The sequence below is a fragment of the Klebsiella sp. PCX genome, from assembly GCF_021869705.1.
Classification (GTDB): Bacteria; Pseudomonadota; Gammaproteobacteria; order Enterobacterales; family Enterobacteriaceae; genus Klebsiella; species Klebsiella quasipneumoniae.
This window is the reverse complement of the sequence record NZ_CP091527.1, coordinates 2,872,118-2,892,816: the sequence shown is the minus strand read 5'-3', so window position 1 is coordinate 2,892,816 and position 20,699 is coordinate 2,872,118. Positions and strand designations below refer to the sequence as shown.

19 protein-coding genes and 1 pseudogene are annotated in these 20,699 nt (G+C 60.4%); 9 read left to right on the top strand and 11 right to left on the bottom strand.

Going from position 1 to position 20,699, the window contains the following annotated elements:
- From GQR96_RS13780 to GQR96_RS13755, 6 genes are read right to left on the bottom strand one after another with little or no spacing between them, the layout of a single operon-like run.
- Positions 1 to 831 (bottom strand): ABC transporter ATP-binding protein, encoded by an 831-nt coding sequence (locus GQR96_RS13780; RefSeq protein WP_069734135.1) that lies wholly within the window; start codon positions 829 to 831, stop codon positions 1 to 3.
- Positions 828 to 1,811 (bottom strand): ABC transporter substrate-binding protein, encoded by a 984-nt coding sequence (locus tag GQR96_RS13775; RefSeq protein WP_069734136.1) that lies wholly within the window; start codon positions 1,809 to 1,811, stop codon positions 828 to 830. Before GQR96_RS13775 ends, GQR96_RS13780 begins: the two co-directional genes overlap by 4 nt.
- Positions 1,811 to 2,692, bottom strand: a complete 882-nt coding sequence (locus tag GQR96_RS13770; RefSeq protein ID WP_023318467.1) for a creatininase family protein — start codon at positions 2,690 to 2,692, stop codon at positions 1,811 to 1,813. The genes GQR96_RS13775 and GQR96_RS13770 overlap by 1 nt, the downstream gene beginning before the upstream one ends.
- Positions 2,685 to 3,167, bottom strand: coding sequence for a RidA family protein (locus GQR96_RS13765; RefSeq protein ID WP_004202959.1), 483 nt, complete (start codon positions 3,165 to 3,167; stop codon positions 2,685 to 2,687). Before GQR96_RS13765 ends, GQR96_RS13770 begins: the two co-directional genes overlap by 8 nt.
- Positions 3,157 to 4,440, bottom strand: a complete 1,284-nt coding sequence (locus tag GQR96_RS13760) for an amidohydrolase family protein (protein ID WP_065904435.1) — start codon at positions 4,438 to 4,440, stop codon at positions 3,157 to 3,159. Before GQR96_RS13760 ends, GQR96_RS13765 begins: the two co-directional genes overlap by 11 nt.
- An 11-nt stretch (positions 4,441 to 4,451) precedes the next feature.
- Positions 4,452 to 5,426: a PDR/VanB family oxidoreductase gene (locus GQR96_RS13755; protein ID WP_065904433.1), complete on the bottom strand. Its 975-nt coding sequence runs from the start codon at positions 5,424 to 5,426 to the stop codon at positions 4,452 to 4,454.
- A 207-nt stretch (positions 5,427 to 5,633) separates the two neighbouring features.
- Between GQR96_RS13755 and GQR96_RS13750 the strand changes: the two genes are divergently transcribed.
- The 4 genes from GQR96_RS13750 (at position 5,634) to GQR96_RS13735 (ending at position 10,257) form a co-directional block, all read left to right on the top strand.
- Positions 5,634 to 6,533 carry a LysR family transcriptional regulator gene (locus tag GQR96_RS13750; RefSeq protein ID WP_065904431.1) on the top strand — a complete coding sequence of 300 codons (900 nt, stop codon included), beginning with the start codon at positions 5,634 to 5,636 and terminating at the stop codon, positions 6,531 to 6,533.
- A gap of 294 nt (positions 6,534 to 6,827) precedes the next feature.
- The gene (locus tag GQR96_RS13745; RefSeq protein ID WP_043519923.1) at positions 6,828 to 7,817 is read left to right on the top strand and encodes an ABC transporter substrate-binding protein; all 990 of its coding nucleotides are present in this window, start codon (positions 6,828 to 6,830) and stop codon (positions 7,815 to 7,817) included.
- A gap of 11 nt (positions 7,818 to 7,828) precedes the next feature.
- Entirely contained in the window at positions 7,829 to 9,247 is a 1,419-nt protein-coding gene (locus tag GQR96_RS13740; protein ID WP_032435162.1) for an amidohydrolase family protein, read from the top strand.
- Between the two features lie 20 nt (positions 9,248 to 9,267).
- Entirely contained in the window at positions 9,268 to 10,257 is a 990-nt protein-coding gene (locus GQR96_RS13735) for an isopenicillin N synthase family dioxygenase (protein ID WP_074384483.1), read from the top strand.
- A gap of 16 nt (positions 10,258 to 10,273) precedes the next feature.
- On the opposite strand, the gene GQR96_RS13730 is transcribed toward GQR96_RS13735, so the two are convergent.
- From GQR96_RS13730 to GQR96_RS13720, 3 genes are all read right to left on the bottom strand, one after another.
- Positions 10,274 to 11,056, bottom strand: a complete 783-nt coding sequence (locus tag GQR96_RS13730; RefSeq protein WP_004202947.1) for a DeoR/GlpR family DNA-binding transcription regulator — start codon at positions 11,054 to 11,056, stop codon at positions 10,274 to 10,276.
- A gap of 92 nt (positions 11,057 to 11,148) precedes the next feature.
- Positions 11,149 to 12,486, bottom strand: a complete 1,338-nt coding sequence (locus GQR96_RS13725) for an aspartate aminotransferase family protein (protein ID WP_077269186.1) — start codon at positions 12,484 to 12,486, stop codon at positions 11,149 to 11,151.
- Positions 12,476 to 13,531, bottom strand: coding sequence for a phosphotransferase enzyme family protein (locus GQR96_RS13720; RefSeq protein WP_224222640.1), 1,056 nt, complete (start codon positions 13,529 to 13,531; stop codon positions 12,476 to 12,478). Before GQR96_RS13720 ends, GQR96_RS13725 begins: the two co-directional genes overlap by 11 nt.
- Positions 13,532 to 13,958: 427 nt before the next feature.
- Between GQR96_RS13720 and GQR96_RS13715 the strand changes: the two genes are divergently transcribed.
- Positions 13,959 to 14,729, top strand: a complete 771-nt coding sequence (locus GQR96_RS13715) for an SDR family oxidoreductase (RefSeq protein ID WP_004202943.1) — start codon at positions 13,959 to 13,961, stop codon at positions 14,727 to 14,729.
- A gap of 14 nt (positions 14,730 to 14,743) precedes the next feature.
- Complete coding sequence (locus GQR96_RS13710; protein ID WP_004202942.1) at positions 14,744 to 16,270, top strand: APC family permease; 1,527 nt, start codon at positions 14,744 to 14,746, stop codon at positions 16,268 to 16,270.
- Between the two features lie 61 nt (positions 16,271 to 16,331).
- Here GQR96_RS13710 and GQR96_RS13705 read toward each other — a convergent pair whose 3' ends face one another.
- On the bottom strand, positions 16,332 to 17,249 hold the full coding sequence (locus tag GQR96_RS13705; RefSeq protein ID WP_069734137.1) for a LysR family transcriptional regulator: 918 nt from the start codon (positions 17,247 to 17,249) through the stop codon (positions 16,332 to 16,334).
- A gap of 116 nt (positions 17,250 to 17,365) precedes the next feature.
- On the opposite strand from GQR96_RS13705, the gene GQR96_RS13700 reads away from it, so the two are divergent.
- The 3 genes and pseudogenes from GQR96_RS13700 to GQR96_RS24805 all read left to right on the top strand — a co-directional run bounded on the left by GQR96_RS13700 (position 17,366) and on the right by GQR96_RS24805 (position 20,131).
- On the top strand, positions 17,366 to 18,877 hold the full coding sequence (locus GQR96_RS13700; protein WP_069734138.1) for an MFS transporter: 1,512 nt from the start codon (positions 17,366 to 17,368) through the stop codon (positions 18,875 to 18,877).
- A 180-nt stretch (positions 18,878 to 19,057) separates the two neighbouring features.
- Positions 19,058 to 19,171: pseudogene (locus GQR96_RS13695) on the top strand (LuxR family transcriptional regulator); the annotation flags it as partial.
- A gap of 156 nt (positions 19,172 to 19,327) precedes the next feature.
- Entirely contained in the window at positions 19,328 to 20,131 is an 804-nt protein-coding gene (locus GQR96_RS24805; protein ID WP_305964676.1) for a helix-turn-helix transcriptional regulator, read from the top strand.
- Between the two features lie 13 nt (positions 20,132 to 20,144).
- On the opposite strand, the gene GQR96_RS13685 is transcribed toward GQR96_RS24805, so the two are convergent.
- On the bottom strand, positions 20,145 to 20,633 hold the full coding sequence (locus GQR96_RS13685) for a DinB family protein (RefSeq protein ID WP_017899546.1): 489 nt from the start codon (positions 20,631 to 20,633) through the stop codon (positions 20,145 to 20,147).
- Positions 20,634 to 20,699: the final 66 nt, after the last annotated feature.

The window sequence follows — 20,699 nt, the reverse complement described above, 5'->3', positions numbered from 1 at the left end:
TTATGGCTCCATACCAGACTGGCTGGCCTGCAACAGACTGTCCTGCAGCTGACGGGCATACAGGGAAAAGGCCGGACTGACGCGGAACGCCTCGCTGCGCGGGAACGGCTCCCGGATGGCGATATCTTCCACCACCCGTCCGGGACGGGCCGCCATCATGATCACCCGCTGCGAGAGAAACACCGCTTCGTGGATCGAGTGGGTGACGAAGACCACCGTCAGGTTCTGCTCCTGCCACAGACGCAGCAGATCGCTGTCGAGCTTGTTGCGCGTAATTTCATCCAGCGCGCCGAAGGGCTCATCCATCAGCAGCAGCTTTGGCCGGGTGACCAGACCGCGGGCGATGGAGACGCGCATTTGCATGCCGCCGGAGAGTTCGCGCGGCAGGACGTCGGCGAACTTGCCCAGCCCCACCAGCTCAAGGACTTCACTTACCCGGGTATTACCTTCCGCGCGCGGCACGCCGGCCAGATCCAGCGGCAGCCTGACGTTATTGCGCACGCTGCTCCACGGCATCAGGGTGGCTTCCTGGAAGACGAACGAGAGCGGATGCTGGGCCTTTTCCCGGCTGTCGCGCCGCCACAGCATCAGCTTGCCGTCGCTGGGCTCCACCAGGCCGGCGACCATCTTCAGCAGCGTACTTTTACCGCAGCCGGACGGACCGAGCAGGGTAATGAACTCCCCCTGATTGATGGTCAGGTTGACGGGCAGCAGCGCCCGGGTGCCGTTGCTGTAGATCTTCTCCGCCGACAGCACCTCAATGGCCGGCGTGGCGGAGGCGGGCGTAAAGCGGGTGTCGCTCATCACGGTCAGTATCGGGGCGGTATTCATGGCATCACTCCGGCGTCTTTGACCATCTCCAGGGTGTAAGTCTGCTCAAACGGCACCTTGCTGGAGTCGATCAGTTTGTTTTTCACCAGCATGTCCCAGGTTTTTTTCAGCCGCGGCTCGGTGATGATGCCGATGCCGCCGGTCTTAGCATCGCCGCCGGTCACCAGCTGGTAGTGTTTCATCTGGGCAATGCCAAAGGCGATCTGCTCGGCGCCCATTTGCGGATTCGCTTTGCCGATCAGGTTGTTTCCGGGGGTGGGATCCTGCAGGTAGCTTTTCCAGCCCTCCATGGAGGCTTTGACGAAGGCCGCCACCGCCGCCGGACGTTTGCGGATGGTGTCCGCCATACAGATGATCGAGTTGCCGTAGGGCGGGTAGCCCCAGTCGCTGAGCGGATAGACATAGAACGGCTGCCCGCCTTTGGCGACGGAGAACGGCTCGGAGGTCACGTATCCCTGCTGCACCAGATTTTTATCGGCGAGGAACGGCTGGACGTTAAAGGTATAGGGGCGCACTTTGCTGCCAGCCAGACCCAGCTCGCTCTTCGCCCACGGCCAGAAGGAGGTATAGGCCTCGGTGGCGAGCAGGAAGGTTTTGTCTTTAAGTTCAGCCGGGTTGCTTACTTTGTTATGGGTGATAAACACCGTCGGCGAGTGCTGGAACACGGTGGCGACGGTTACCGCATGCACCCCGGCCTGCCAGGTCTCCAGCGCCTGGCCGTTGTCGCCAAGGGTGCAGTCCGCCTGACCGGCCGCCATCAGCTGCATAACGTTGATCTGCGGGCCGCCCATTTTAATTTCGACATCGAGACCGGCGTGTTGGTACAGCCCGGTGGCCTGGGCCTGGTAAAACCCGCCGTGCTCCGCCTGGGCATACCAGTTGGTGAGAAACGTAAACTTCTCCGCCGCGAAGGAGGAGGCTGAGGTGGCGAGGGCGGCCACGGTCAGCAGGGTTAAAACTGGCGTCGATCTGGTATTCATCAGGGCTCCTTGGAATCAGCAGCGAAAGAGGGGGGGAGGGACTGGACAAAGCCGTGCCAGTGCTGTTTGCCCCAGGTCGGTTCTCGACGTTCGACCCAGGCCATGCGGTGGATCTCGATGATTGCCTGCGCCCAGCTGGCGGCGAGGGAGTCGAGCAGCCCTTCGCCTTGCTCCCGCGTCGCCGGGGTCGGGTCGCCAATCACCCCGCTCGGGCCAAAGTCATACGCTGCCCATGCCGCCGCCGGACGGCCTTTCGACAGGGTCGGGCAGGGGAATTCCGGCGGGAAGTTGGCGACCGCCCGCTCCATATGAACGCACTCCGGCGCCAGCGCCAGCATCAGCGCCGTTTCGCTATGGCCGGCGTGCATCGCCATCCGCTGTTCATGCGGGCTGAGAAACTGTTTTTCGCAGTTGGGCACGTTGAACACATCGTGCGGGATGGCGATGAAATCCCCGTGGCGCAGGCGCATTTCCCGGCAGGCGATCTGCAGGATCTGCGGCTGGCCGCCGTGGCCGTTGATCATCAGCAGCTTGCGAAAACCGGCCCGATAGAGAGATTCGGCGATCTCCAGCAGGGTATGCAGCAGCGTATCGCCGCTGAGGGTCAGGGTGCCGGGAAAATGCAGATGCTCCTCTGACTTACCGTAGACGATCGGCGGGATGGCGTAGGCCGGGATCGCCGCCGGCAGCCGGGCGAGGGCATGGCCCGCCACGCCGGAAGATATCACGCTGTCCACCGAGCAGGGCAGATGCGGGCCATGCTGTTCGATCGCCCCGGTGGGGAGGACGATAACCGTATTGCTTTTATCCGGCAGGGCGGCCACGTCCGTCCAGCTCAGGAAAGGGAGAAAGCGCGCTGCAGGAATGTAACCGTTAATCATCGCGGTGCCTCGAGTGAATTGGCTGGGGTAACCAGACGGTTGCTTCGACTTCAATCAATACCGTGGCGTCGGGCAGCATTTCGCTGACCTGCACCACGGTGGAAACGGGCGGTTGGTCGGGATAAAACAGCTTCCTGACCCGGCTGTAATAGGGAAAATGGTCAAGGTTGCGAAAGTACTGCACCAGCTTGATAACGTCGCTCATCTGCCCTCCCGCGGACTCCACGGTGCGGCGGATGCTTTCCAGGACGTACCAGCTCTGGGCGAGGATCGGGCCCTGTTTCGCATCGGTCGAAAATTCGCCGGTCGCCCCCAGCAGCTCCCGCACCGGCTCAGGCACATCCTGAAAGCCGTTGACGATGGTGCCGGTCAGGGGATTGACCGGAATAATGCCGGAGAGAAAGATAAAATCGCCGGCTCTGCGCCAGGCGGCATACCGCGCCAGCGGCGCCCCCGCGCCTGCTTCAAGACTCATGTGCCATCTCCTCCTGCCACACGCGCCGGTGGGTTAACCTGCCGTGGTTAACCACCAGACGGGCGGCGCTGTTTAAAGGCCAGGTAAAGCGGTCGCTACCCGGGAAAATCACCACGCTGGCCGCCGCCCCGACGGCAAAGGGCGCCGTGTCTGCCGGCGAACTGGTTAGCGCCGCGCGATCGCAGATCAGCCGCGACTGCCGGTCGAACGGGTCGCTGAGCTGGGCGCTGAACAGGCCGCAGGCCAGGGTGTCCAGCGGGTCGTAGCTTCCCGCCGGACAAAAAGCGTCCTGCACGTTGTCGCACCCAAGCAGGGTGGCCACGCCGGCGGCCTGCGCCTCGTGCAGCAGGGTGATCCCCCGCTGGCGCGGCGTGCGGCCGAACGTCGCATCCTGCAGCAGCAGGTTGGTCATCGGCAGGGCGATAAGGGTGACGCCGTGCGCCGCCAGCTGACGCAGGATTTGCGCCGCCTGCGCCTCGCTGCCGGCGGCCAGCGCGCAGCCGTGGCTGCAGCAGATATGCCCGGGGAAAGGGTGGCGGGAGAGATGATCCGCCAGCCAGGTCAGCCCCTGAGACACCTCGCTGAGCTCCTCATCGATATGCAAATCCAGATCCAGTTTCCAGCGGGCTGCGCTATGCAGCAGGTTTGCCATGGCGGCGGCGTCCCAGTTGGAGGAGTGGATGAAGCCGCCCAGCAGGCAGCGCTCCCCGCTGTTGGCGACCGCACGGGCAATGGCCTCGGCATCCGCCGGATCCTGAAACAGGGGCAGCGGGACCAGCGCCACCCGCTCCAGGGTGATGCCGCCGGTATCGAGGCGGGCGATCTCCTGCCAGGCGTCCGGCGCGTCGGCGGTAAACCAGTCGATATGGCTGCGCAAATGGGTCACGCCATTCGCTGCCGCCCGGGCCAGCGCGGCGGACGCCCGACGTTGAATATCCGCCCCGGTCCAATGTCGGCGATCCTCATGCATGGCGTGGATCGCCGGCAGCAGCCCGGCCTGCGCCGGACGGCAGCGTTCAATGGTGAATGTCTTGTCCAGATGGGCATGGGGTTCCACCAGGCCGGGGAGCGTCAACGCCCCCGCCAGATCCCACAGGCCGGGAGCCGGCTGGTCGGTTGGGGTCAATGCGGCGATCCGGCCATCGCGAAAGGCCAGGTCCGCCAGCAGCGGTTCACCGTTGGCCTGCGTCGGCCAGCCTTCGGGCAGCGCCCAGGCCGGGAGTCGGGCGCGGCTGATACCGGTGAGCGGCGCGCAAGAGGAGGAGAATGTCATCGTCAGTCTCCTCACAGATCCAAAACCAGACCCGGTGATTTCGCCCGCGAACAGCAGAGCGTGATCTGGTCGTTGCCAGCTTTTTCTTGCGCCGTCAGCACGCTGTCCCGGTGCTCGGGGATCCCGTCGAGGACCCCGGTAATGCACGATCCGCACATTCCCTGTTCGCAGGAGAGCATGACCTCCACCCCGGCGTGCTGTAATACCTGAGCAATGGTTTGATCCGCGGCGACCTGCAGACGCTGCCCGCTGGAGGCCAGCTCAATATAAAAAGCGTTTTTCGCCGCAGTATTATTTTCCGCCGCGGGAGTGAAGCGCTCGAATACAAATTGCGACGGCGACCAGCGATATTCATCCATGACCGACCGCAGTCGCTGAATAAAGCCCTCCGGGCCGCAGGCCACCACCGCGGTATCAGGATCGGGCGCGGTTAAGCATTCGGGGATCTGCTGGCGAAACGACTCGCCTTCCTCGCTGCAGTGAATCGCCACCGTGCCGCTCGCAGCCAGCTGAGCCAGGCGCGGGGCGAAGGCGGTCTGGCGCGAGCTGGCGACATAATAATGCAGTTCCAGCTCCAGCTCTCCCTTTCTGGCGGCAATCGCGTCAGCCATCGCCAGCAACGGCGTGATGCCGATACCGCCGGCAAACAGCAGGTAGCGCCCGGCTTGCGGTAGGGGGAAATGGTTGCGCGGCTGCGAAATGGCGAGCCGATCGCCGGCTTTGAGCTGCTGGTGCAAATAGCGTGAGCCGCCGGTGGAAGCGTCCGCCAGCCTGACGCAAACTTCATAGCGATTACCGCGGTCAGGCATGCCGCACAGGGAATATTGCCGCGGGCCAACGCCGGGAATAATAATATCGATATGCGCCCCGGCGGAGTAGGCCGGTAATATTTCCCCGGCCGCTGCCTGCAATATTAAAGACAGATTTCCCTCGCCGTTAGGCCGTATTTCCCCGACCGAGACCGAAATAAAATCGTGGCTGTGCATTATCGTTTACTCTCCCTCATTCCGCTGTCTGCAGGGCGGCCAGGGTCGGCGAAGAGATAACTCCCCTTCGCGGTGAACTGTCCGGCGTGCAAGAAAATGGGTGAAACGATCGTTTCTCCGCTATGAATGCTACGGTATTGTGATAAAACTGTTGCGTCCAGAGCTTTGATTCGCACAACCCGTTGCAAAAAAGAGAGCACCCAAACGATGTTTGCCTTCTCCCGATTTCTGCTCTATTTCACTGAAGTGGCCCGTCAGGGGTCGTTTCGTAAAGCGTCAGAGGCGCTGCATGTCTCTGCGTCCTCTATCGACCGTCAGATTTTGCGCGTAGAACAGGAGCTGGCGATGCCGCTCTTCGAGCGCCATCCCGCCGGGCTGCGGCTGACCGCCGCCGGCGAGCTGCTGCTGCATGCGGCCAATAACTGGAAAAAGGACTTTACCCGGGTCTGTGAGCAGCTGGATGACCTGCGCGGACTGCGGCGCGGGCATGTGCGCATCGCCACCATCGATGCCATTAACCGGCATTTCTTTTCGACGATGCTCAAAGAGGTGCATAAACATTATCCCAACATCTCTTTTACATTGACCACCATCAACAATATCCACATCCAGCAGGCGCTGATCTCCGGCGAGGCGGATTTCGGCATCATGCTCAATCCGCAGACCTCCCGTGAACTGCAGGTGAGGGCGTTTGCCGAAATGAATATGGGGATCGTGGTGCCGACCGGCCATCCGCTGGCCAGCCGCAGCGCTGTGCGCTTTAGCCAGTGCATCGACTACCCGTTTATCCTGCCCTCCGCCCCATTGATGATCAGCGAACCGGTAGAGGCGCTGGTGAACATCAGCGGCAACGAGGTAAAGGAGGTGGCGGTGTCGAATAACATCCACATGATCCGCACCCTGATTAAAGAGCAGATGGGTATCGGCATCCTGTGCCGGCTGGATATTCTCGATGAGATCGAGTCCGGCCAGCTGGCGTTTGTGCCGCTTACCGATCCGCAGCTTAAGCCTTTCACGCTGGCGCTGTGCGTTTCGCCCGCCCGCCAGCTTTCACTTGCCGCCTCGATGATGTTGAACCAGCTGGAGATGCTCTTCAGCCAGCTGTGAGAGACCGGCAGGCACTAAAATCATTCATTAGTGCACCATAATGGTGCGTTTTTTGTGTGCATGAATCAAAGGTTGCATGCCCCAGGGTGGCGGCGCAGGCGATTTTGCGCGGCCGCGCGCGGGCGATAAAATCTGGCATTGTTTTTGTATAGCTAAGTGTGAGTAGAAGCGGTCAGTACGGGTTATCCATACGGGACATTGCTCAGTCACCATGTCGCGGTTCAATGTTGACCGGGATGGGAGGCTGAGCCAAATTCGCTCGCTCCCCCTCCCGGCGTAAAGAGGAGAGGGATAATGAAAACAGGCGCACGCCTTCCCCGGGGTTTACGCTGGCTGGGCCTGATGGCCCTCGGCGGTGTCTCGCTGGCCGTTCAGGCCGAGGAGAAAATCGTTCTGCTGACCTCCTGGTACGCTCAGGCGGAGCAGGGGGGATATTATCAGGCTCAGGCCACTGGGCTGTACAAAAAATATGGTCTCGACGTCGAGATCCGCTCCGGTGGCCCCCAGGTCAACGGCATGCAGTTGCTGTTGTCGAAGCGGGCCGATGTGATCATCGGTTACGATCTGCAGCTACTGGAAGGCATTCAGCGCGGCTTCCAGGCGAAAGCCATTGCCGCGCCCTTTCAGTACGATCCCCAGGGGCTGCTGACCCATGCCGATGTCACCTCCCTGCAGGGGCTGAAAGATAAAACCATTCTGGTCTCCAGCTCCGGTCAGGCGACATGGTGGCCGTGGCTGAAGGCGCAATACCAGCTGAGCGACGCTCAGGTTCGCCCCTACACCTTCAATATTCAACCCTTTGTCGTCGACGACGCTGTCGCCCAGCAGGCTTATGTCAGCTCCGAGGTGTTCCAGGTGCAGAAGGCTGGGGTGAAGGCGAACTTCTTCCTCTTTTCTGAGCATGGTTACCCTCCCTATGGCGGCATTCTTATCGCCCGCCCGGACACCATCGCCGAGCGTAAAGCGGCGATGGCGAAGTTTGTCCGCGCTTCAATGGAGGGCTGGGTGAGCTATCTCAAGGATCCGGCGCCGGGCAATGCGCTGATTAAGCAGGACAACCCCAAAATGACCGACGATCTGCTCGCCTGGGGCGTGACCCAGATCCGTGAGCATCATCTGATCGACGGCGGGGATGCCGCCAGCCAGGGCTGGGGGACGATGACCGACGCGCGCTGGCAGAAGACCCGCGATTTTATGGTCAGCGCCGGTCTGCTGGCGGCGGCCACCGACTGGAAACAGGCCTACACCACCGAATTTGTTCAGGCCATGCAGGTTAAACCCTGAGGAGCGACGCCATGTCATTAATGATTAAAAATGCCCATGCCATCCTCAGCGGTCTGCCCGGAGAGGCGGCGCGGCTGGCCGGGCCAGATATTCGCATCCGCGACGGCAAGATTGCGGCCATCGGCAGCCTGACGCCGCTGCCGGAAGAGCGGCAGATCGATGCCCGCGACTGTGTGATCTATCCGGCATGGGTGAACACGCACCACCATCTTTTTCAGTCGCTGCTGAAGGGCGAGCCGCAGGGGCTGAACCAGAGCCTGACGGCCTGGCTGAGCGCCACGCCGTACCGCTTTCGCGCGGCTTTCGATGAGCATACTTTTCGTCTGGCGGTGCGCATTGGCCTGGTGGAGCTTCTGCGCTCGGGCTGCGCCAGCGTGGCGGATCACAACTACCTGTACTGGCCGGATATGCCTTTCGATACCTCGGAGATTGTCTTCAGCGAAGGGGAAGCGCTGGGGATGCGCATCGTTCTGTGCCGGGGTGGGGCGACCCAGGGGCGGGCGGTGGAACAGGATCTGCCGGTGGCGCTGCGTCCGGAAACCTTCGACGGCTATATGGCGGATATCGAACGGCTGGTCAGCCGCTATCACGACCCCCGGCCCGATTCTCTGCGCCGGGTGGTGATGGCGCCCACTACCGTCCTGCACTCCGCGCCGGGCGCCCAGCTGCGGGAGATGGCGAAGCTGGCCCGCCAGCTGGGGATCCGGCTGCACAGCCATTTATCGGAAACCGTCGATTATCTTGACGCCGCGCGGCAGAAATTCGCCATGACGCCGGTGCAGTTCTGCGCGGAGCATGACTGGCTGGGAAATGACGTGTGGTTTGCCCATCTGGTGAAGCTGCTGCCGGAGGAGATTGCCCTGCTGGGCCGCACCGGAACCGGCATCGCCCATTGCCCGCAAAGCAACGGTCGGTTGGGCAGCGGCATCGCCGATCTGCTGGCGCTGGAGCAGGCCGGGGTCCCGGTCTCGCTGGGGGTGGATGGCGCTGCCTCCAATGAGGCGGCGGATATGCAAAGCGAAGCCCACGCCGCATGGCTGCTGCAGCGCGCGCGCAAGGGGATGCTGGCGCAGCCGCGCTACGCCGGAGGCACCTTCGAGGGCGGGGCCGATGCGGCCACGGTGGAGGATGTGGTGCGCTGGGGCAGCGCCGGCGGGGCGCAGATCCTCGGCTTAGCGCAGAGCGGCACTCTGCAGGTCGGGATGCAGGCGGACCTCGCCATTTACCGGCTGGACGATCCGCGCTACTTCGGCCTGCACGATATGGCCATTGGGCCGGTGGCCTGCGGCGGGCGCGCCGCGCTGAAGGCGCTGCTGCTCAATGGCCGACCCATCGTGGAAGATGACGCCATTCCCGGTCTCGACCTTGACGCGATGCGCCACGACGCGCTGGCGGCCGTCCGTACCCTCCAACAGCGCGCCGCTGTTTAACTGATAACAGGATAATGACGATGAACGCAACCACCCAGAATCAACGCTATGCCTTACAGGAACTGGAAAAAGAGGCGCTGATGGGCGCCGAGGGCGAAGAGACCTTCGCCCGCGAAGTGCGCTGTATCGACCTGTCGAACTTTGCAGAAAGAAAACATGATATTGCCGAACAACTGTGGGAGGCGGCGGTGGAGATCGGCTTCTTCCAGGTCAGCCACCATGGTATTCCGCTGGCGGAGATCCGCCAGGCGTTCAGCACGACCGAGGCGTTTTTCAACCTGCCCGACGAGGTGAAGCGCCAGTATCCGCTGGCCGGCAACGCCGGCTGGGAGAGCAAGGCGCAGGTTCGGCCATCGACCCGCACGCCGGATCAAAAAGAGTCCTATCAGATAACCCGTCCGCTGATGGATGGGCGCTGGCCCAGCGATCGGGAGCTGCCAGGCTTCCGGCAGACGATGCTCGGGTTTGAATCGCAGTGCTGGCAGCTGGGGATGAAGATTCTCTCCTGCTTTGCGTTAAAGCTCGGTTTTCCGGAATCGTTTTTCACCACCGCGCACGATCCGCAGCGTGACACCTATCAGAGCACCTTGCGCATGCTGCACTACTATGCAACCGAGCAGTCGCAGCAGGGAATGTGGCGGGCCGGCGCGCATACCGATTTTGACTGTCTGACGCTGCTGTTCCAGCGCCCCGGCCAGGGCGGCCTGCAGGTTTGTCCCGGTAAAGACCGCGAAAGCCAGCAGTGGACCAGCATTGAGCCGCGCGAAGAGGTCATCACCTGCAATATCGGCGATATGCTAATGCGCTGGAGCGACGACCAGCTGCCGTCTAACTTCCACCGGGTGAGAAACCCGCTGCCCCACGAATATCAGGGGCCGCGCTACAGCCTGGCGTTTTTCTGCCAGGCCAATAAAGATGTCGAGATCCTCGGGCCGCAGAGAAAGTACCCGCCCATCAGCGCCGAGGCCTATCTGCAGCAGCGGATCCAGGCCAATTTTGCCAAAGGGTAGGAGGCACGGGCGCGGGTCACTGCTGCTCAGGGGCGGCATGACCACGCGCCACGACCACTTTTTCCCGGCCGAGCACGGTAGCGAGATGGTCGGGCAGGGGCTGGTCAGTAATTAAACGACTGATGCCCGACCAGCCCGCATAATGGTAGGGGTAGGTGAGGCCAAACTTCGAGTGGTCGGCGACGACAATGCTCTTCGCGGCGCGCTGGATCATCGCCCGGTAAACCGTTCCGCTGTCGATTAACGCCTCGCTCGGCCCGTCGGCGGCGATACCGCTGGCGCCCAGTAACGTATAGTCCGCCGTGAACTGGCTGAGGAACTGTAGCGTCTGCGCACCGGTCATTGCCCCTTCGGTTGCGCAGTACTCCCCGGGAGCGACGATTACCCGGATGGTTGGATTCATCGACAGCACCGTTGCGACGCCGAAGGCGTGGGTGATGACCGTAATATCCCGCAGCTCGCTGGCCATCCGGCGGGCAACATGTACCGTGGTCGCGCCGGAGCCGATCATAAATATTTTGCCCTCGCGCATACAATGTACGGCGTCCCGGGCGATGCGCTCGCGCTCTTCGGTAAACAGCTGGTGGCGCTCCGTGACCGTCGGCTCACTGTTCATGGCCCGCACTGCGCCGCCGTAAGTTCGGTTCAGCACGCCCCGGCGGGTGAGTTCGTCGAGATCGCGACGGATGGTTTCGGTAGAGACGCCGTGGGTGCGCGCCATATCCCCAATCCGCAGGGTGGGGGTCTCGGCCAGTTCGCGCAAGATCTGTTGCTGACGGTCTTCTTTTCTCTTCGACATGAACGCTGTTTACTCTCCCTGAAGTCGCTGATGCCGTTAATATACCTGCACGCCGAGGGCAAACAAACTGGATGTTTGCCCTGTCGGTTAGACTATCCGTTCAGGCGGCCCATGACTTTCGCCAGCCGTTCGAGGAAGAAATCTGCATCATCGCGGCTAAAGCACAGCGGCGGACGGATCTTCAGGCTGTTGCCAAAGCGACCGGCCGCACCAATCAGCACGCCCTCAAGCTTCAGGTGATAGATAACGCGACTCGTCAGCTGCGGATCCGGATCTCCGCTGTCTGGCCGGGCAAACTCGATGGCGTTGAACAGCCCGGCGCCGCGAATGTCGGCGATGGCCGGGAAATCCTGGGCCAGCTGACGTAGTCCGGCACGCAGATAGTCCCCGTTGCGCTGGGCGTTGGTCATCAGTGCCTCCTGCTCAATCACTTCCAGTACCGCGAGGCCCACGGCGGCAGCCACCGGGTTACCGCCAAAGGTGTTGAAGTACTCGGTCTTTTCGCTGAACGCCTGCAGAATAGCCGGGCGCGTGATGACCGCGGCCATGGGAAAACCGTTCCCCATTGGCTTGCCGAGCGTGACGATATCCGGTTGCACACCGTGACGCTGGAAGCCCCAGAAATGAGAGCCTGTCCGACCAAAGCCCGGCTGGACTTCATCGGCGATAAACAGTCCGCCCCGGGCCTGTACGCGGGCTACCGTCTGGGCCAGAAATCCCGGCGGATCGGCGAAAACGCCGTCGCTGGAAAAAATGGTATCCACCAGTAGCGCCGCACAGCCGTAGCCCCGCGCCTCCAGCGCGTCCATGGCGCGCTCAACGTCGGCGGCGAAGAGTTCAGGCAGCGTCTGGCCCGCTGACAGCCTGCGCAGGTCAGGGGCGGGAATGGTATGCACCCACGGGGGCAGAAGGGCCTCTTTGTGCCCGGAGGGAGAGACCTCCATCACCGCCGTTGTATTGCCGTGATAGGCACTCTCGGTGACGATGATCCCCTGCCGACCACTGATAAAGCGGGCCATCCGCAGAGCAATGTCGTTGCTCTCGCTGCCGGTGCAGGTAAATATCACATTCGACAGCCCGGTGGGGAAAGTCGCCAGCAGGCTATCCGCGTACTGCTCCAGTACCGGGAACAGATACCGGGTGTTGGTGTTCAGTAACCCGGCCTGGCGCACCATCGCCTGGGTGATATGCGGATGACAATGCCCTACGCCCGGCACGTTGTTATACATATCCAGATAGCGGTTGCCGGCCGAGTCCTCCATCCAGGCTCCGGAGGCCGACGCCATGACGATCGGTTGTGGATAAAACAGCACCGAACCGGTCCCCTGGGTGGCGTGGCGACGGGCTATCTGTCGGCTCAGGTTTTCGTCGGCCACGCCGGTCAGCGCGTCAAAGCGGTTCAGTTGAAGAATAGGGGTTTTATTGTTCATCAGCAGGTTCCTTGCAGTTAACGGTAACGCTAAGCGGTGACGCCTGATGGAGAAACGCCTGTGCCAGACGTACGGTGATGGCGCCCCATTGTGGGCTGTAGCGACGGGCGGTGGCTGTTTCGCTATGGCTGGCCAGCCAGGCCGTCAGCTGTAAGCGGCGCAGCATCACCAGCACCGGAAGCATCACTTCGTCCTGCTGGCTGAAGGGGCGGACGCTACGGTAGCCGGCAAGCCACGCAGCGCGGTAGTCCGCAAGGGCCGGGTCGTCTTCAATAAAACTGACGGCGGTGGCAAAATCCCAGCCAAACCAGCAGATGCCGCAGTCGTCAAAATCAATCACCGTCAGCGAATTCTCATTCACCAGCAGGTTGGCCAGCCGCATGTCGCAGTGCACCAGCCCATAGCGGTCGGCGTCCTGTCCGTACGCTTCCAGTCTGGCGACCACTGTGGCCTCCACCGCCTCCAGCAGCGTAATATCGTCGGCGCTCAGCTGCGTCATCTTCCGCCAGTCCCCCCACCAGGCATGGCGTCCGATAATTGTCTCGCTGTTCCACACCTTGCGATGAAAACCCTCGGGTTTTACCCAGCCTTCGCTGTGACTGTGCAGTTCTCCCGCAACCCTTCCCAGGGCATGGTACCAGCCGGTGAGATGGCTACCGGTATCAGGTTCGCTGCCCGCAACAAAGGTGAATCCCACGACGTGGGTGACCGTTTCGCCGTCGATGAGGCTGGCGATACAGCTCCCATCATCCAGTACAAGCGGTACGGCGATGTTGATACCTCCCCGGGCATGCAGGGCGTTGAGCCACATCAGCTCAGAATGGATCTCCACCGCTGAACTGTAGTTTGGGCGATGTACTCGCAGCACGATCTTTCTCTGCATCGCCTTATCGCTGACCAGAAACGTGGCATTTTCTGAAACCGTCAGCAGGCCAATCTCTGCGCCTTCGCTGAGCCCCCAGCGGGGCAGGAGCGGCCGCAGCTTCAGGGTAAGTGTTGTTAAATACTCGTCGTTAAACATGCTGTCCTCAATGTGAAATGACACTCTTAACACATTTTTATGTTGTAGTTGTGGCTTTTGCAATATGTGTGACGTTTTTTTTGTTTTTTGTTGCGTTTCAAGCATCCATCTTGTTACTTAATTATATTAATAACAGTATGTTAAAGTGATTTTGTTGGCTTGATTTAGCCTGTTGCACCAAAATAGAACGTATAAAGTGTGCTTTTCTCATTCAGGCGTGATAAAAGCGTGATGTTATTTATTAATTTATTGATATATAAAAATTAATAAGCCAGCTCTTTGCACCAGTTCTGTGCCCAATCATAGCGCAATATTTTTATGCTGAAATCACACATTAAAATGTTGAACATTCAACATTTACGTGATTATTCTTTTCCTGCCAGCGACGGAGATCGCTGCACGGCCAGACAAACGGATGGGATCGCAGAACTTTCACAGACGGGGAAAAATGATGTCAGATTTTATGAACAAACATGTGCTGGTGACCGGCGGGAGTAGTGGGATCGGTCTTGGCATTGCACTCGGCTTTGCCCGCGCCGGAGCAAAGGTAACCATCACCGCCCGCACGCCATCGCGTATCGATAGCGCGATCGGCCTGGCGGCGGAGCAGGGGCTAAGGCTACGCGGCCTGACCTGCAACGTCAGCCATGCCGAAGAGGTAAAAGCCTGCGTGGCTGAAGCGGCGCAGCAGTGGGGTGGTCTGGATATAGTCTGCTGCAATGCGGGGATTTTTCCTTCGGCGCCGCTGGCAGACATGAGTGAACAGCAATGGGATGAGGTGCAGGCGATCAACAGTAAAGGGACTTTTTTAACCGTCCAGGCGGCGCTGCCGTGGCTGAAACGAGCAGAGTATGGGCGCATTATTCTCACCTCCTCCATTACCGGCCCCGTAACGGGCTATCCGGGCTGGGCGCACTATGCCGCCAGCAAAGCGGCCCAGCTTGGTTTTATGCGCAGCGCGGCGCTGGAACTGGCCGGCGACAACATTACCGTCAATGCCGTCCTGCCGGGGAATATCGTCACGGAAGGGCTGAGGGATATGGGAGAGGATTATATCGCCGGTATGGCCAGCGCCGTGCCGCTCAAACGCCTCGGTACGGTGGAAGATATTGCCGCGGCGGCGCTGTTCTTCGCCTCCCGGCAGGCTGGCTATATCACCGGCCAGTCGTTAATTGTTGACGGTGGGCAGATCCTGCCTGAATCCGCCGCGTGCCTGAACTGAACGGAGCGTTCATCATGAGCAATGAAATTCTTGCCAATCCCGCGCCAGCGGTGGAAAAACATGTTGTGCAGCGGCTGCGGCCAAATGCGGTAGGCCTTGGCGGGGTGCTGTTTATGACTATCGCCACGGCGGCGCCGATCACTGCGATGCTGGGCAATGTGCCGATCGCGGTGGGCAGTGGTAATGGCCAGTTCGCGCCCGCGGGGTTTATGGTCGCCACGCTAATCCTTGCCCTGTTCGCCATCGGCTATGCGCAGATGGCCAGGTATATTACCGCCACCGGCGCATTTTATGGCTTCATTTCGCACGGGCTGGGGCGGATCGTTGGCATGGCGTCAGGAGTGACGGTGACCATGACCTACATTGTCTTTGAAGCCGCGCTGGTTGGGATTTTCGCCTTTTTCTGCGAGGATTTAATCAATACGGTCTTCAGCGTACATGTCCCCTGGCTTATCTTTGCCTTCGCCATGCTAATGACTACCGGAGTGCTGAGCTATTTCGATATTTCGCTCACTTCCCGGGTGCTCGGCCTGTGCCTGGTACTGGAAATTTTGATCCTCACCGCCGTCGCGGTGGCGGTGCTGATCCACGGCGGAGGGCCACAGGGTTTTGTCCCTGAGTCGATCAACCCGCTGAACGCCTTTACCCCGGCAAAAGGGGTGGTCGGCGCCAGTGCCGGAATTGGATTATTCTTCGCCTTCTGGTCATGGGTGGGCTTTGAGTCATCGGCAATGTACGGTGAAGAATCGAAGAACCCGAAAAAGATCATTCCCCTGGCCACCCTGCTGGGGGTGATTGGTATCGGCGTGTTCTACGTGTTCATTTCGTGGATGGCGATTGCCGGAACGGGACCGGAGCGGGCTATTGCCCTTGCCCAGGATCCTAACCGCGCAGGAGAGATTTTCTACGGTCCGGCACGCCAGTATCTGGGGGAGTGGGCGGTCGGGGTGTTTAAGCTACTGGTGATCACCGGCTCTTTTGCCTGCGGGATGGCGTTTCATAACTGCGCGGCGCGCTATCTCTATGCGCTCGGGCGGGAAAATCTGTTTCCGTTTGCCGGGCGCACGCTGGGTCGTTCACACTCGCGCCACGGCTCTCCCCATGTTGCCTCTACAGTGCAGACCGTTATCGCCACGCTGATTGTGTTGCTGTTCTTTATCACCGGCAAAGATCCTTACGCGGATATTTACACCCTGCTGGCGCTGTTGGGTACGATGGGCATTATGATTGTCCAGGCGCTTTGCGCCTTTGCGGTGATCGTTTACTTCCACGGCAATAAAGAAAATATTGGCAAAGGACACTGGTTTAAAACGGGCGTTGCGCCGTTGCTTGGGGGGATGGGGATGATCTACATCGTCTACCTGCTATTCAACAATATGGCGTTTGCCGCGGGCGCTGCCGCCAGCTCCTCGTTTTATCATGCCATTCCGTGGATCGTGTTGGCCTGCTTCTGCTTTGGCGCCGCCATCGCGGTCTGGTTTTACCTCTTTGATGCGCAAAAGTACCGGGTCATTGGGCGCATTGTACTGACGGATGATTGACGATGCGCACCTGCCGCCGGCTTTCGCTGGCCGCGCGGCAGGACATCCGGCGCTGAGCTTTTCAGGGGATAGGGCTTGCCGATACGGGTGACAAGGGTATCTCTGCCGCAGCCATAAAATCGATAAAACAGCGTATTCGCGGTGACAGGTAGCGGCTGGCGGGCCACAGGACCGAGAAATGCCCATCCTTGACGCAACAGCCGGGCAACACCTCCTGCAGTTGTCCCTCGTTGATGGCCTCGCGCACGACAAAATCAGGCACATAAGCGATGCCCATCCCCGCCGCGCTTAAGCGAATGGCGGCCTCAATGTTATTGACTGTCATAATGGAAGCGGCCCTGAAATCTCCCGTCAGCCGCATATCGCGCAGTTCCCAGGGCTGGATTAGCCCCGTCGCGGGGAAGCGAAAAAAAATGCACTTGTGCGCCGCTAATTCCGCTGGCGAGCCGGGAACGCCGTATTCCGCCAGATAGGCCGGACTGGCGCAGAGCACAAAACGAAAGCCCCCCAGCTTTCTGGCGATCAAGCGGGAGTCCGCTAGTTCGCCGCTGCGGATAGCGACATCAAATCCTTCATCGATCAGATTGACCAGCCGGTCACTAAAATCGAGATCCAGTTCAACCTGCGGATAAAGACGGCTAAAGGCGGTGAGGGCAGGGAGCAGCAGGCGGTAGCCGATGACAGGCAGTGAAATCCTCAGTTTACCGGTGGGCTGTGAAAGACTGCTGGTCAGCTCAGACTCGGCCTCCTGGATCTGCTCCAGGATACTCTGGCAGCGGGTCAGAAACGCGGCCCCCTCCGCCGTCAGGCTGACGTTTCTGGTGCTGCGGTTGAACAGCCGGACCCCCAGCTTATGCTCAAGCCGGGCGACATTCTTACCCACCGCCGAGGCAGATATCCCCAGCAGCCTGGCGGCCTGAACAAAGCTTAGCGTTTCGGCGGTGCGGACAAAGGACGTCAGCGAAGTGAGGCTGTCCATCGATTATAAACTTTTTGTCTCTTAAGAAGATATTTTCAGTCTATTTATCGGCAAGAACATCCGCAATAGGATGGCGATAGTTTATTCATTCCTTGCCGACTGATGAGGGCCGCCCGATGTTACTCACCGCCAGAACACCTTCCCGATACGCCAGCGCCCTGGCGGCGCTTTCTGTCTTTATGGCGGCCTTGCTGCTGCCGTTATGTTTTACCGGCGGCGTCATGACCACCCCGGCGATACAGCAGTCGCTGGGCGGCTCTCCCGCTGCGCTGTCGTGGCTGACCAACGGCTTTATGCTGACTTTCGGCAGCTTTTTGCTGGCCGCAGGGGTGATGGCGGATGCCATCGACAGAAAACGTATTTTTATCGCCGGCGCCGCGCTGTTTTGCCTGAGCAGCCTGCTGTTTTGTCTGACGCACAATCTCTTCCTGTCAGGCGTGTTGAGGGCTCTGCAGGGCCTGGCCGCGGCGATGATTTTAGCCAGCGGCAGTGCGGCGCTGGCCCAGCTGTATGACGGCACTCAGCGGACGCGGGCATTCAGCATCCTGGGCACGGTGTTCGGCGCCGGCCTGGCGTTCGGCCCGCTGCTGATCGGCTTCATGACCGACGCGGTGGGTTGGCGCGGGGTATACGCCCTGTTTGCACTGCTCTCGGCGATGGTTCTGCTTATCGGTCTGGCGTATCTGCCGGCGGCAGAACAAAGCCAGCCGCGGACACCCGACAACCTCGGCTTAACCCTGTTTACGCTGGCCCTGATGCTGTTTACTGCATCGCTTATGGTCATTCCGGCCCGCGGCTTTTTATCGCTGACCACGCTGGCCTTGTTCATCGCGTCGGCGGGACTGTTCGTGGCGTTTGCCGTGCGCTGCCAGAGGGTGAGCAACCCGGTGCTGGAACTCTCCCTGCTGCGCCATCCGCGTTTTGTCGGCGTACTGTTGCTGCCTGTCGCCACCTGCTGTTGCTACGTGGTCCTGCTGATTGTTGTTCCACTGCATTTTATGGGCGGAGAGGGGATGAGTGAGTCGCAGAGCGCGCTGTATCTGATGGCGCTGACCGCGCCGATGCTGATTTTCCCATCCGTTGCGGCCCTGCTCACCCGCTGGTTTTCACCGGGGCGGGTGTCCACGGGAGGGCTGATGATGGCCTCCGTCGGGTTGCTGTTGCTGGGGAATGCTTTTCACAGTAACCATCTTCCGCAACTGGTGCTGGCGCTGATCCTCTGTGGGGCGGGGGCGGCGCTTCCCTGGGGGCTGATGGACGGCCTGGCGATATCCGCTGTGCCGGTGGCGAAAGCCGGTATGGCGGCAGGCCTGTTCAACACCGTTCGCGTTGCCGGCGAGGGGATCGCCCTGGCGATAGTCTCCGCGGTATTAACGGCAAGCAATACCCTGACCCTGCAGAGTCGCGTTCACGGGTATGCCCCCGAGGTGATTCACCGCGCCGCAGGCTGGCTGGGAGCCGGCAATATGCCGCAGGCGGCTGCGCTTTTGCCTGACTTTTCCCTCCGGGCGCTGCGCGAGAGCTATGACTCTGCTTATACGCTACTGTTTAGCGGGCTGGCGGTCGTCACCCTGGTGTGCGCCCTGATGGTCTGGCGGACACTATGCCGGAAGGCGGGCGCTATCTAAACCCGCAACAGCGGATCCTGAGCCCCCTTGATAACGCATTGGCGTCACGCTCCCGGCAACCGCCTTTCCCGGTCCGCTCAGCGAACCGGGACTGTCATTGTTTCGCTGGCGGAACTATGCTGATCAGGGCGGCCACATGCGCCGCTCCGGCCGCGGAAACAGTGACTCACAGGTGGCGGTATGGCGAGTGATCCGGAACTGATTTATATCGAGATCCTGGAAACGGTGCTGATGGCCACCCTGGATCCTGATTTGTGGAAATCGGCATTGCAGAAACTGGCGTTCCTCACCGGCCATCAGTACGCGGCATTTCTGTTCTACGATAAAGGCAATGCGCACCTGTTGACCGATTCACTCCTGCTCGAGGAAAAAGTCTTTACCGCCTATCGCGACGTGTTTCTGGCCATCGATCCCGCCGAAAAAATATTGACCGCGTTACCGGTCGGGCAAATGTACCGGGACCGCGAGTATTTAGGCGATAAATTTATTGCCGGCAGCGTCTATTACAATGAGTTTCATCACCCCAACGATCTGAATAATCTTACCAGCGTCAAGCTGTGCACCCTCAATGGCTATACCACCTATCTGTCACTGATGACGGCGAATACGGCGGCTTATCCGCAGCCGGCGCAGTTTGAGCTGTTCAGGCGTTTGATCCCGGCGCTAAAAACCGCCTGCCAGCTTCACGCCCGATTTGAACAGCTACGAGACACCATAAAATACCAGAGCGCGGTGATGGACAACGGGATCTACCCGGTATGGCTGGTGGATCATGGCGGTAAAATTCTCTACGCCAGCGCGCATGCCGAACGCTACCTGCGCGCCAACGCCCGCCTCTCCTGGTATAACGGGGGCGATACGCTGTGCCTTGATACCGACAGCAAAAAACTGAAACGGGCTATCGAGCAGGCCACCCGGACGGCAGAGCCGCCGAGGGCAGGCGTGTGCTATACCGCCGGGCGTCAGCCGAAACCGATCCTCGTGATCCCGGCGGCCCGCCAGACCGGGATGGCCTGCGTGATTATTCCCGAGCCGTTTCTCACCGGCAGCGCCTTGATGGAACTGTTTAACGTCAAGCCTGCCGAAAATGCGGTGGCGGAGCTGCTGGTGCGGGGCATGACGCCGGATGAGTGCGCCTTACATCTGGGCGTATCTATCGCCACCATCAGAACCCACCTTAGCGCCCTGTACCGGAAAACCCACACCCGTAATCAGGCAGAACTGCTGCTGATCATCCGCGCGATTCACGGCTGATGGTCTCGCATCCTCAGGAATGATGGTCGCGCAGGAAAACGGTCAGCACATCTTTCGGCGGCACGCCGCCGCATTCGCCAATCATCCAGCCCACCGCGCCGCGGTGATAGGCGCCGTGAAAGAGCATGTGGTTCAACATCTCCATCGCGGTCATATTGCCGTCGCCGCCGTCGACAAATTTGAAGGCGATACGTTCGTGGAAATCGGCGGGGGTCATGGCGCTGACGTAGTGAATGTATTCGTCCGTACAGGCGGTCATTGCCGTTTCCAGCGCATCAATGGTTGGCGTCTCGGGGGTATTCAGCGCGGTGTAACCGTGCGTCATGCCGCGCAGATTCGCCCGGAAAATCATGTCAACGACATGGATATGGTTCATCAGCCTGAGGGTCAGGTGACGCTTTTCGCCATGTATTGTTCCGTCTATCGCGCGGATCGCCTGCAAGGTGGCAAGGTCAATCCAGCGCTTGTACTTCAACAGCGTCACTACAGTATCTTTGTCCATAGTCGGTCCCGGGTTGGTTGAGCCATTATCTTAGCGATGATGCCAGCGAGTTGTCACTCTCCAGCG